The 13,251-nt window shown below is 65.1% G+C and carries 7 protein-coding genes; all 7 read right to left on the minus strand.

Annotated elements, in window-relative coordinates; translation table 11 throughout:
- Positions 1 to 359: 359 nt before the first annotated feature.
- On the minus strand, positions 360 to 1,364 hold the full coding sequence (locus P9M14_06895) for an SDR family oxidoreductase (protein ID MDP8255456.1): 1,005 nt from the start codon (positions 1,362 to 1,364) through the stop codon (positions 360 to 362).
- A 4-nt stretch (positions 1,365 to 1,368) separates the two neighbouring features.
- On the minus strand, positions 1,369 to 2,070 hold the full coding sequence (locus tag P9M14_06900) for a cytidylate kinase-like family protein (protein MDP8255457.1): 702 nt from the start codon (positions 2,068 to 2,070) through the stop codon (positions 1,369 to 1,371).
- Positions 2,071 to 2,144: 74 nt separating this feature from the next.
- Positions 2,145 to 8,324 (minus strand): tetratricopeptide repeat protein, encoded by a 6,180-nt coding sequence (locus tag P9M14_06905; GenBank protein ID MDP8255458.1) that lies wholly within the window; start codon positions 8,322 to 8,324, stop codon positions 2,145 to 2,147.
- A 122-nt stretch (positions 8,325 to 8,446) separates the two neighbouring features.
- Positions 8,447 to 9,379: a glycosyltransferase family 2 protein gene (locus P9M14_06910; protein MDP8255459.1), complete on the minus strand. Its 933-nt coding sequence runs from the start codon at positions 9,377 to 9,379 to the stop codon at positions 8,447 to 8,449.
- A 10-nt stretch (positions 9,380 to 9,389) separates the two neighbouring features.
- A complete protein-coding gene (gene asnB, locus P9M14_06915) occupies positions 9,390 to 11,129 on the minus strand; it encodes an asparagine synthase (glutamine-hydrolyzing) (GenBank protein ID MDP8255460.1) in 1,740 nt (579 codons plus the stop codon).
- On the minus strand, positions 11,129 to 11,842 hold the full coding sequence (locus tag P9M14_06920; GenBank protein ID MDP8255461.1) for a glycosyltransferase family 2 protein: 714 nt from the start codon (positions 11,840 to 11,842) through the stop codon (positions 11,129 to 11,131). Before P9M14_06920 ends, asnB begins: the two co-directional genes overlap by 1 nt.
- A gap of 84 nt (positions 11,843 to 11,926) precedes the next feature.
- The gene (locus tag P9M14_06925; protein MDP8255462.1) at positions 11,927 to 13,078 is read right to left on the minus strand and encodes a glycosyltransferase family 4 protein; all 1,152 of its coding nucleotides are present in this window, start codon (positions 13,076 to 13,078) and stop codon (positions 11,927 to 11,929) included.
- Between the last annotated feature and the right edge of the window lie 173 nt (positions 13,079 to 13,251).

The following is a 13,251-nucleotide window of genomic DNA, read 5'->3' on the forward strand; positions in this document are numbered from 1 at the left end:
CAGGCCGATGTAAAGTTGCATTGGGCTGTCCTCCTCAAAGTTTGTGCCGTATGAGCACGTTTAACGTTTGAGGCTGTTTTATCAAACAGACCTCGAGGACAGCCCTCTTTCATGTATACGCAGCAATACTCGCGATCGGACAATGCACGTTGACCAACGATGATCGCCGCGACGCGGGGCTGGTCGTTGAGCAATGATGATTGTACTGCGCGAGTTTTGCGGGCACCTCAAAGGTGCCCCCGGCGAGCCTTCACACAAAGATCGTTTTTTTTACCCCACCTCCCCGATCTTCCGACGCGGGGTGGGTCGTTGCTCAATGATTATCGTGCTGCGCGAGTTTTGCGGGCCCCTCAACTCACCTACGCTCGGATATATCCGTGCTCGCAAAACCAGTCGTAGGCGCGGCGGATGGCGTCGGCCACCGGGCTTTGCGGCAGGCCCAGCTCGTCGATCGCCTTTTGCGGGGTGAAGTACTGAGGCTCAAAGCTGAGCTTGATCGAAGCCGCGTTGACTTCAGGCGCTGTGTTCGTCGCCCGGCCCCAGAGGTCGGCGGCCAAGCCCACGCCGCGCGACAGCCAGCGGGGAAGCGGGCCCAGCGGTTTGCGGCTGCCGATCGTTTCGGCGATCAAGGTGAATATCTCGCCATAGCTCAGGTTGCCATCGGCGTTGGCCAGCAGATACGCCTCGCCGGATTGGCCCTTTTCACAGGCCAGGATCAGGCCGTGGCACACGTCCAGCACGTCGACGATGTTGTTGCCCCCCGACGGGTAGAGCAGGGTCTTGCCGGCCTTTGACTCGATAATCATCGTGCCCGACGTGGGCCGCACGTCCCACGCGCCGAACATGTAGGTCGGGCAGCCGATTACCACGTCGAGCCCTTTTTTGGCGAACGCCAGCGCCGTATCGTGCGCCTCGCGTTTGGTCAGCGAGTATGCGTTGCCGTACTGCGCGTAGTCGAAGGGGACCGTCTCGTCGGAGGGGTTCTCGCGGCTGCGCATGCCGATCACGCCGTTGGTGGAAACGTGCACCACGCGCTGCACGCCCGCGTCCATGGCGGCCTGCATCACGTTGGCCGTGCCCTCGGAATTGACCTGTCGCATCTGCGGCAAGTAACCGTTCCAGGTCGAGACCAAGCCCGCCGCGTGAAAGACGCGGTCGCAGCCCTGCATAGCGCGGACCAGCGAATCCGGGTCGGTGATGTCGCCTTGCACCCGCTCTACATCCAGGTCGTCCAGCGCCAAGGTTTTTGACGATTGGCGCACCAGGACCTTGACCTGCTCGCCTTGTTCGCCGACGAGAAGCCGCGTCAGATTACCGCCGACCAAACCCGTAGCGCCGGTCACCAGGATCTTGTTGCCACCCATTTTTTTAAGCTGTCTTGAATTTGTAACGGATTTTGATTGCGGCCTTGATCATCTGCGCCGCGTCGGTAAACGACAGGTGGCCGGTGTTGATCACCAGGTCGTAATGCACAGCGTCGGCGATGTCCGCGTTGAAGTGCTGCATGGCGAAGCCCTTGCGGTCGTGGGCCTTGCTCTGGATGAACTTTTCCGCGTCCGAAAGGCTGATGGTGTAGCGCTTGGCCACGGCCTGGGCCCTTTTCTCCTTTGGTGCGACCACGCGCACGCGAAAGCAGGCCTCGGGCGGAATCAGGAAGTTCGCGCCGCGGCCGATGATCACCGCGTCGCCGCGCTGTCCGATGGTGAACAGCACTTTGGCCAGGTGCTTGATGTACAGGTCGGGCCACAGGTAGCGGTCGGTGAAGAACGCCAGGATCCAGTTATCCATCAGCTTGTTCTGGCGCTCGTCCAGGGTTTTAACCACTTCCTCGCGCATCTGGGCGCTGGCCGCGATACGCTGGATCAACTCGCGGTCGAACACGTGCAGCCCCAGCAGGTCGGCGACCTCGCGGGCCACGATCTTGCCGCCCGATCCGGGCTCGCGCGAGATGGTTACAACCGGCTTGGGCGGCTTGTCCTGGGGCTTGGTCTGCAGCCATGTCGACCAGGCTCCGGCCTTCTCGTCGACTACTTTCTCGATGCTGGGATGCGAGCTGCTCCTGTTTGGCATTGGGCCCTCCCTGCCGGCTGTACGTCAGTGGTTATGCGCGATCAATTTATCTTAGCCTGGCCGTCGATCGCTTGTCACGGCTTCTGGTAGAGCGTCTCCAGGAACTGTTTGGCGTCCTGGACCACCTCGTCGCATTCGCCCGTGGGAGTGTTGTCCACGATGTCGCGGAAGCGCTTCTCCGACTCGTCGATCTCGCCCTGCTGGAAGAAGATGCGGCCAATGGAGCTTTGGGCCCAAGCGCGTTGACAGCGGTTGGGGCTGAACTTGACCACCACCTCGTACTTGGCGATCGCCTCGCTGGGGCGGTTTTGCTGCCACCACAGGTTGCCCAGGGCCTGGGAAGCGTCGGCCTGGGCCTGGGGATTGTCCGGGTGCGCCGCGAGGATCTTGAGCAGCTGCGCCTCGTGCTGCTCGACGTTGCCCAGTTGCTGGTAGAGGTTGGAGATCGCGAACAGCGCCGAGACCGCCTGGGGCTGGCCGGGCCAGTTGTCGGCCACGTATTGGTATTTGGCCATCGCCTCGGGGAACTTCTGTTCGGACATAAACACGTTGCCCAGGCCGATGTGTGCGTCGAGCACCGAGCTTAAGTTGTTGGCGTAGTCTTTGATGATCCGGTTATAGATCTCGCGCGCCTCGGCGTATTTTCCCTCGTCGCTGAGGATCTGCGCCTTGGTGTGCAGGGCCCAGGCAGCCTGAGGATAGTCGCCCCAACCGGTGATCAACCCATCGAGGTAGCGCAACGCCAAATCGGTCCGATCCTGAGCCCGGGCGCCGTTGGCCGCGCTGAGACGGATGTTGAGCTGCGGGTTGAATTCGGATGGGTAGTCCGCGGCGATCTCGGCCAGCAGCGCGTCGACCTTGGTCCAGTCGCCGTCGTCGATGTACAGGCCGGCGAGGATCTCCAGCGCGGTGCCCGCGCGTCCCGGATCGGGGCTGACCTTTTGGGCTTGGCGCAGGTATTGTTCTGCCGCGCGGTTGTCGCCGCGTTCGCGTGCCACCTGGCCCAGCCCCATCTGCGACTCGACCTGGGCGCCGGGGAAGTTTTTAAAATCGCGCGCCAGCGAGTTGTAGACCCGCTCGGCCTCGTCCAGGCGTCCGCGCTCGCGCAGTACGCGGCCGAGGTTGATCGCCGCTGATTGTCGTTGGTCGCGGTTCTCGCCTTTCTCGAAGATTTCGCGGAATCCGCTGATCGCCTCGTCCCAGCGGCCCTGCATCAGCGCCAGGTTGGCCAGACCCATCCGCGCCTCGGCCTTGGCTCGCGGATCCTCGGGGAACTCGCTGCCGATCCGCTCGTAGGCTGTTTTGGCCTTGTCAAACTCGTTGCGCTCCATGTGAATCTGGGCGATGCCGCTCAGGGCGTTGAGCGCGAACTGCGGGCCGGGACAGGATTTAACAACTTCTTCCAGTGCGCCCAGCGCCTCGGCGTAGTGGCGGTTGAAGCGCAGGGTGTTGGCGCGGTTGAGCTTGGAGTCGCAGAGGAACTGCGCGTTGTCCGGGTAGAGCTGTCCGAGCTTTTGATAGATCTCCACCGCGTCGTCGAAGCGGCCGGTCTGGCTGCGGATTTGGGCGATGCTCGACCAGGCCCAGAACGTAGTGTTCGGATCGCACCCGCCCTGGGTAATCTTGGTGTAGTACTCCTCGGCCTGCTCGTAGTCGCGGTCGGCGAGAATAATCCCGGCGATGCCCAGTTGGGCCGAGCAGCGCGTGGCCGCGTTGTCGGCAAAGCGCTCGATCAGCCGCTCGTAGGTGGCGATGGCGTCCTTGCTGCGGCCCAGCCCCTGCTGGGTGCCGGCGATGGAGTTGAGTAGGTCGATCTGGCGGTTGCCGTCGGCCTCGCCGCGCAGCATTTCACGGTAGAGGGTCAACGCCTTGTCCCCGCGACCCGAACGGCGATAGACCTCGCCCAGGGTCATGCGGGCCGAGTAGGCGGTGGGCGAGCCGGCCGGGGCGTTGCTCAGCAGTTGCTCGAGCACCTGCTCGGCGCGCTGGGCTTGGCCCTGGTCCATCTTCATCCGCGCCAGGGCGATGCGCGCGGAGTTGCGCTGGTTGGAGTTCTGGCTGGTCTCGATGATCTTGTTCAGCAGCGCCTCGGCGGTCTCGAGGTCGCCCTGGGACTGAGACACGCTGGCCAGCCCGGTGCGCGCGTCGTCGAGAATCCCCTGGTTGTCCGGAAATTCCTTGATCGTCAGCTCGAAGGCTGCCTTGGCCTGGTCCAGCCGACCGGCCTCGAGCAGCGCCTGACTGCGCGAGAGCAGGGCGTGGCTGCGGTTGTTGGGCTCCAGGGAACGCTGGACCAACTTGTCGTAGAGCGCGATCGACTCGTCGAACTTCTGTAGATTGCGCAGGGCCTGGGCCTGCTCGAACAGCGCGTTGAGCCAGGACTGGGAGCCCTCGGGACTGCTCTGCGCCAGCTCGGCATAGACCTTGACCATCCGGTCGCGGTCGCCGGTCTCGCCGTAGGTGGTGGCGATGGCGGTTTTCAAACTATTGCGCGTGCCCTGGTCCGGGGCGATTTGCAGCGCCTGCTGGTAGAGCCCGAGCGCCGCGTCGAACTCACCGCGCTGGCGCATCAGCGAGGCCAGACCCATGGCCCCGGCCACGCGCGCGTCGACGTTGGTGAACTCGTCCATCAGCCGACGATAGGTCTTTTCAGCCAGCGCGGTTTCGCCGCGCGAGACGTGGATGTCGGCGATTGCCGAGAGCGCGCGCACCTGCACGCCCTCGTCGTCGTACCTGTCGAGAATCGCGCGAAAGCGCGCCAGGGCGTCTTTGTAGCGACTGCGTCGGGTGCTGATGTCGGCCAAGGCGAACTCGACGTTCTGCACCAGACCGATGAGCTGCGGGTAGTCCTCGACGATCTTGGCGAAGAGCGCCGCGGCCTCGTCGTGGCGTCCCATGTTCGAGAGAATCTGCGCCTGGGCGTTGAGCGCGTTGGCCTTGCGACGCGGATCGTCGGCCCGCTGTGCAACCTCGCGGTAGATCTCCAGCGCCTCGGGCATCCGTCCCTGTGAAGCCAGGGCCGAGGCCAGGTCCACTCGGCAGTCCAGGTGGGCGCTTCGATCGTTGGGGAACATCTCGACGTAGCGCGCCACCCATTGGCGGGCCTGATCGACCTGCCCCATCGCGGAGTAGACCCGCACCAGGGCGCGGATCGAGTCGGCCTTGCCGCGCTCGTTCACGGTCGTGTCGCCGACCAACTGCTGGTAGATCGCCAGCGCCTCGTCGCGGCGACCGACGTTCTCATAGAGCATGCCCAGGCCGAAGCGCACTGTGGTGCGCCCCAGCGGATTGCGCTCGAGCTCGGGCGACTGGAGCATCTGCTTATAGAGCTGCTCGGCGCGTTCAAACTCGCCGGACTCGACGTAGGTCTGGGCGATGTTGTCCGCGGCGGTCATCCGCACGTCGTCGGGTAAAAAGGTCTTACGGGCGCGGATCTGCTCGTAGAGCGCGATCGCCTCGGCGTGACGGCCGTTATGGCGATAGGCCGCGGCCACGGCGTTTTCCGCGTTGGAAATCGCCATCACCTCGGCCGGATGGCGCTGCCGCAGGTCGGCCAGTCCGCGCTCGGCCCCGGCCACGTCGCCCATTGAGGTGAAGACCGAGATCATTGCCTCGAGCGCCACGCTCTCGCGCTGGCCGTCCACGCGCTGGACCACCTGACGGTAGGCCTGCAGCGCTTCGGGGTAGTTGCCCTTGCGCGCCAGCATGTTGGCCGACTCCAGCTCGGCGTCGATCTGCGCCGCGGCGTCGGCCGGGAAACGCCGGACGATCTCCTGCTTGACCTGGTCCATCTTTTCGATTTGGTCCAGCTCGGAGTACAGCCGCAGTAGGGCGTTGAGCGCGCCGGTGGCCTTGGAGGGCTGCGGGCTTTGGGCCAGCTCGATGTAGATCTGCTCCGCGGCCTCCATGTCGCCGCGGCGCTTGGCCAGCTCGGCGAGGTTCATCCGCGCCGAGGTCACCACGTCCGGGCTCGATTCAAAGCGCTCGATCACCGCGCCGTAGGCCGCGGCCGCCTTGCCCTGGGAGTCGTTGGCGTCGTCGCGCAGGTGAATCTGGGCGATTTGGTTCTGGACGTCGAGGAAAATCGCCGGGTCGTCGGTCTGCGCGGCGATCTGGTTGTAAAGCTTGATCGCCTCGTCCGGTCGGCCCAGGGTGTCCTCCAGCCGCGCCAGGCCCATCCGCGCCTGGGACGCGTCGCGCCCCTCTGGCTCCCCGTTTTGGATCACGCGCTGATACAAAGCGCGCGCCTGATCGAAGCGGCCGAGCTTGATCTGGAGGTCGGCCAGCGAGAGCAGCGCCCGACCCTGCACCACCGCGGCCAGACCCGAGTCCACCGCCTTTTTCAGCAGATCCTCGGCGCGTTCCAGATCGCCCGAGCGCGCCACGTTTTCGGCCAGGTCGATCCGCGCCTTATCGCGGATTGCCGGTTGGTCGTCGAACTTTTCGATTAAGAGCTGATACTGCTCCTGGGCTAGATCAAAGCGCCCCTGGTTGGCGTAGAGCCCGGCCAGCGCCTCGCGCGCCCAGGAGATATCGTTGCGCCGCGGGTACTTGTCGATCACCTGCTTGAAGCGCTGCTCGGCCTCGTCGTAGCGCCCGACCGACGAGTAGTAGTTGGCCAACGTCAGGTCGGCGGAGATCGTCGAGCTGATGTCCGCGGGCTTGGAGTTGCGGATCTCGTCGGCGATCTTCTGCGCCTGCTCGGGCTTGCCGATCTCGGTGTAGAGCACCACCAGTCGGCCGCGGGCCTGGACCGCCGGCGGCTTGCCTTTGAACTGCTCGGCGATCTTGCGGTTGAGCTCGATCGCCTTGTCGTACTCGCGGCGGTTGGCGTGGAAGTTGGCCTCTTCGGTCATTGCGCGCAGTCGCGCCTGCTCGTTCTCGCCGTAGCGCTGCTGCAACTCGTCGTAGATCGCCTTGGCCTCGTCCGAGCGGCCGGATAGGTCGTAGATTTTGGCGATGCGGATGTAGGCCTCGATCGCCTGCGGGTAGCCCGGCCAGTCGTTGATCAGCTCGCGGTAGACCTTTTCGGAATCGTCGTAACGGCCGCGGCCCAGCAGGTTGTCGCCGGTGCCCAGCAGCGAGCCGACCACCTCGTCGTCGTACCCGGCGAACTCTTTTTTAACCCGGTCGAAACAGGCCTGGGCCTGCTCGTAGCGGCCGTTCTGGTTGAGCACCTGCCCCTTGGCCAGCAGCGCCCGGGCCTGCTTGCGCGTGTCGGGGTACTTCTCGATGGTCACGTCGTAGAGCTTGACCGCCTGCTCGTACTCGCCGTTGGCCACGGCCTGCTGGGCGCGGCTCATCAGCGTGGTGAAGTTCCAGTTGGTGGGGCTGGTCAGGTAGTGCCAGGCGCCGAAGCCCACCGCGCAGACCACTACCAGCAGCACAAGCTTGGCCACGTGGCTGCGATAGACGAAGCGCGCGGCACGGCGCATCAGGAACATGTTGATCGTTGCGCCGCGTTCCTGCAGCTGGTTGAGGAACTGCTCGCTCAGGCCCGATACCGACTTGAAGTTGGCGCGCTGGACAGCGACGTCCTCGAGCTTGCAGTCGATGAACTCGGCAATGGCAAAGGTCGCGCGTTCCAGCTTGGCCCCGCGCAGATCAACGCGCTCGAGCAGTGCGTTGCCAAAGTCGGCGCGCCCGGCGTCGACCCCGCTTAAATCGCAGTCGGTGAGCGTGGCCAGTCCCAGGTCCGCGCCCTCGAGCTTGGCCTGGGCCAGCCCGGCATTGGTCAGATGGGCGTTTTGCAGCACCGCGCCGCTCATTTCGGCCTTGGCCAACGCGACCTGGTTCCACTCCACGTCGCTGGCGTCCGCGTCGGTCAGCACGGCTCCGGTCAGCTCGAGCTTGTCGCCCTTGGTCTTGGCCAGGTCCGCGCCTTTGAACGATGCGCCCGCAGCCCGCAGGCCGTCGATCCGAGCGCCGGTAAGGTAGCAGTCGTTGAACTTGGCGCCCGCGGCGCTGACGTTGGTCAGCACCGCGCTACGCAGGTTGGCCTCGGACAGATCGGCGTTGTCTAAATTGGCTCCGGTCAGATCGCAGCCCGAAAGGTCGGCCGAGCCGAGCTTGGCCCCGCTCAGGTCGGCGCCCTTGAGCGAGCAACGGCTGAGCACGGCACGACTGAGGTCCGCACCGCTTAGTTTGGCTCCGTCGAGTTCGGCCTTCTTCAGGTGCAGTTTGGGCGCTTCGATGCCTGACAGGTCGTCTCCGGCTTTGACCTTGGCGACGAGCTGTTCGGGGCTGATGCTCATAGAAATACACTCCTAGACCGCATTCTTTATAAGAGTTCTATTGCGGGCACAATCCGCCCGCAAGAATCTCGTCATTCTTATTACTAATCCGGGCTAAAACTATCGTTCACCCTGGAAACCTGTCAAGGAAGCGGCTCGACCCCCAACCTGCGCGGCGAGACCAGCCTACGCGCCAGGGGATACAGCGCGCGGATCATCCAGGCGTGCCAGCCCAGGCGCAGGCCCAGATCGCCCCAATTGCGCGCCGCGTCGTAGGCCGCCAGGGCCTGTTCGCGCTGACCGTCGCGCGCCAACAGTTGGCCGCGTACGTGATGCAGCACGACCAGCCGCTGTCGCAGCGGTTGCCAGGTTGCCAGATCGGCGCGGCCGTCGGCCGCCAGGCTGTCTTCGAGCACCGCGCTTTGGGCGGTGATGCTCGCCAGATAATCGGCGCCGAATCCGGCCCGTCGCAGACGCCGCCGCACCAACGGCCGCGGTTCGAGCTCGCAGGGGCCGGCCGCGGCCAGCCGCAGCCAGAGGCGGTAGTCTTCGCAGGGTTGGAAGTCCTGCTGAAAGCCGTGCTCCAGGTCGCGGAACGCTTCGGCGCGTACCACCACCGACGATGTGGGCAGGAAGTTGTCGAGCAGCAGCGCCGGGTAGATCCGGCCCGCGATCACCGCGCGGTCCTGGTGCAGCAATCCCAGCGGGCGGTCCAGACGGTCGACCAGCTCGGCGTCGGAAAAGGCCAGCACGGCCCTTTGATTGCGCCGCAGCAGCTCCAGTCGCGGCTCCAGGCTGTGGGGCAACCATTCATCGTCCGCGTCGAGAAAAGCCAGCAGCTCACCGCGGGCCGCCTCGGCCCCGAGGTTGCGCGCGGCGGCCGGGCCCTTGCCCGCGCCTTGGAGCACCCGCACCCGCGAGTCCATCCCGTCCACGGCCTCGCCCGAGCCGTCGGAGCTGCAATCGTCGATCACCAGCACCTCGGCCACATCCGCGTCCTGGCTGAGCACCGAACGTACCGCGGCCACCAGCATCGGCCGGGCGTTTTTGACCGGGATGATTACCGAGACCTGCAACGTCTGGTCGCTATTCCGACGACGGCTTAAACCGCCAGTCGGGGAAGAAGTTGCGGAACCACAGCTCGAGGCAGACCAGGGTGTAGCTGTGACGATCGAACTGGCCACGCTGTTCGCGGCCGCCGGGCTCGATCCGCGCGTGCAGCGATTCGATCAGCTCGCGGGCCCAGACCGACAGCTCGCCGGTCAGCCAGCGGTGAAAGGGCACCACCAGCCCCTTCTTATCTTTGCGGTCGATCACCGGGTCGGGGACGATCCCCCGCGCCACCTTGCGCAACAGGACCTTGGTGCTGAAGCCGTCGATCTTCATTTGATTGGGCAGGCGGAAGCCGAACTCGACGATGCGATGGTCTAAAAACGGGCAGCGGTTCTCCAGGCCGTAGGCCGAGGCCGCGCGGTCGTTCATCTGCAACAGGCTGGGCAGGCCCACGTGCAAATCGGCGTAGCCCATGCGGTCGACGATCCCCGTGTGGTTCGAGAACAGCCGCTCGATCAGCTCGCGCGGCTCGCCCGGCCCGGTGGACGAGCGGCTGATCAGCTCGAAGTAGCGGTGCGCCGGGTCGCGGAACGTGTTTTCCGACCAGAAGTAGCGCGCCAGATCGTGGTACGAGCTCAGCTGCGGCGCGCGCGACATCTCGTGCTCGAGGTTCATCAGCAGGTAGCGCACGTAGCCGCCGAAGGTCTCGTCCGCGCCCTGGCCGCCGAGGATCACCTTGACCCGCTCGCGGGCCTTGCGCGCCAGCGAGAACTCGCCCAGCGGCGAGGCCGTGGCGATCGGCATGTCCAAGTTCCAGACGATCTTGGGCAGCATTTCGCGCATCTCGTCGGGGGTCGGCGTGACCTCGACCAGTTCGATTTTGGCGTGGCGCGCCACCATTCGGGCGTACTCGATCTCGGCGAAAGCCTCGCCCAGGGGGAAGTGACACGAGTAGGCCAACTGCGGTCCCGAGAGGCAGGCGATCAAGGCCGAGTCCAGGCCGCCGGAGAGGAACATCCCCACGGGCACGTCGGCGATCATCCGCAGCTTGACCGAGTCCTCGAGCAGCCAGCGCAGCTCGTCCACCGCCTGCTGCTCGTCCTTGATCGGGTCGCCTTGGTCCAGCAGATCCCAATAGCGCCTCTCCTCGAGCCGCTTGCCGTCGAACAGCAGGTAGTGGGCCGGGGGCAGGGTCTTAATCCCCTTGAACAAGCTGCGCTCGCCCACCGCGGCGTCAAAGGTCCAGAAGTGTTCGTCAATCTCGGGCTCGCTTTGAAACTGCGTGAGCAGGCTCTTGACCTCGGAGGCCAGAAACAGCCCCTCGGGTCGCAGGCTGTAGTACAGCGGCTTTTCGCCTATCCGGTCGCGGGCCACCAGCAGCCGTTGGCCGTCGTAGAGTGCAAAGGCGAACATCCCGTTGAAGTGCTGAAGGCAGTCGACGCCCCACTGCTCGTAGGCGTGGACGATCACCTCGGTATCGCTGTTGGTGCGAAACTCGTGGTCAGCCTCGAGCTCGGCGCGCAGTTGCTTGAAGTTGTAGATCTCGCCGTTGAACACCACCACGATCGAGCGGTCCTCGTTGAACATCGGCTGCGAGCCGGTGACCAGATCGATCACCCGCAGCCGCCGCACGCCCAACTGCACCGGGCCCTCGCGCCAGATCGCCTCCTCGTCCGGGCCGCGGTGGGCCAGGATGCGGGTCATCGGCCCCACGTCCGGTCCCTGGTCGGGAGGGAAGTCTTTGGTGGTCCAGATTCCTGCGATACCGCACATCAGCTTTTCCTCAGGCGTCGGCGCACGATGCGAAACCTCCAGAGGGCCAGCGGGAGGTCGACCAGCGACTTAAGCGCGAAGCGCAACGGGCTGGTGATGAAGCTCTGGCCCGCGAAGCGCGGGTCGAATACGATCGAGACCTGGGCGATCCTCAGCCCCAAGGAGGTCACCGCGATCCCGATGAAGTGCTGAAAATAGCGCAATCCCTCGGAGGTGGCCAGAATCCGTAGCCAGACCGCGCGCGATGCAAGAATGAACCCGGACTTGTTGTCGCGCAGTTTGGTGCCGAAGATCAGGTTGAGCAGCCAGCTCAGGCCCGCGGTCATCACGCGGCGCAACGCGCTGCGCTCGGGCTGCTGCTCGCGGCGGCCCTGGACCACGTCGACGTCGCCGCGCTCAAAACGCGCGAGGAGCAGCGGCACGTCCTCGGGCCGGTACTGCATGTCCGCGTCGATGGTCGCCACCAGCTCGCCGCGCGCCGCGAGCACTCCCGAACGCCAGCCGGCGACGATCCCGCTGTTCTGCGCATGGTGTACGGCCTGTACGCGCTCGCTGTTCGCCGCGGCCTCGTCGATCTGCCGGGCCGTGCCGTCGGAACTGCCGTCGTTGACCAACACCAGCTCGCCATCGACCCCTGCCTGCTCCAATGCGCGCAGGGTCCGCTCCACCAGCGGGGCGACGTTGCCCTGCTCGTTGAAACACGGGGCGATCACCGTCAGCTTCAGCGTCCGCCGCCCGTCCGCGGAGTTGATCCGCCTGGTTGTGGGTTGTGCGCAGCGCTGCTGGGCATCTGCGGCTCAGGCGCGCCGGGGGGCCAGGTCGCGGTAGATGTCCAGGGTGCGCCGGACCATCTTGTTCTCGCAGAAACGGCTCGCCACGAACTCCCGACCCCGACGGCCCATCTGCTCGGCCTCCTGCGGATGGTCGATCATGTAGAGGATCGCCTCGGCCAGAGCCCGTGGATCTTTGGGCGGCACCAGCAGTCCGCTGCGGCGATTCTCGATGATCTCCGGCGTGCCGCTGGTGAGCGTGGCCACTGAGGGCCGCTGCATGGCCAGTGCCTCAAGCAGGCTGATCGGGTGCCCCTCCCACAGCGAGGAGAGCACGAACACGTCCAGCGCGGCCAGCGCCTCGGGCATCTGCTCGCAGGCCCCGGCGAACCTCAGCTCGCCGTTGAGCCCCAGGCTGCTCGCGTGTTGTTTGAGCTTGGGCAGCAGCTCGCCCTCGCCGATCACCACGAAGCGCGCGTCCGGACGGCTGCGCGCCACCAGCCGTGCGGCCTCGAGAAAATCCTCGACTCCCTTTTGCGGCACCAGCCGCGCCACGGTCCCCACCAACGGCGCGCCGTTGGCGCAATCCCAGCCGCTGCGCATGCTCCGGCGTCCGCCGTTTTGCAGCGCCGGGTCGAAGCATTCGAGGTCCACGCCGTTGTTGATGGTCTCGATTTTATCGGCCGGGCAGATGCCGTTGTTCACCGCGTACTCGCGGTCGAAGTCCGAGACCGAGATCAGCCGGTCGTGCATCCGCGCCAGCATCCGCTCCACCTGGCGGTAGAACAGCTTGCCCGCGCCGGACATCTCCTTGTTGAAGCTGAACCCGTGCACCGTGTAGATCGAGCGCCGACGGCCGCCGAGCAGTTGGGCCAGGCCGCCGAACCAGCCGGCGCGCGTGCCGTGCATGTGGAGGATATCCACATGGCGCTCGTTGATCAGCCGCCCCAGCCGCCAGATCGCGGCCAGGTTCAGCCGACTGCACATCAAATCAATATCGACGAAATCAAAGCCTTCGGCGCGCAGCCGATGGGTCAGCGGACCCTCGTCGGTGGCAACGATGGTCGTCTTGAAGTCAGGCGGACGCAATGCCTTTACCAGGGAATACAAGTGTCCCATGCCGCCGCCGATCTTGGCGGTATTGATCACTTGCAGAATATGGATCGATCCATTACTCACGGTAAACTCTCCAATGCGCCCCAGAACGAACAGTTTAGCATCGAAAAACCCCCAAACAAAGCGGGGCGCAACGCCGCGCAACTCCATGGTTCGCGACCGGTACGCACGCCGATGCCCCGCGTTGACAGTCTGGGGGGCATCGGGTAGTTTCCATTGACCCTGGACCAGCAATG

It is taken from the genome of Candidatus Alcyoniella australis (genome assembly GCA_030765605.1).
Taxonomy (GTDB): Bacteria; Lernaellota; Lernaellaia; order JAVCCG01; family Alcyoniellaceae; genus Alcyoniella; species Alcyoniella australis.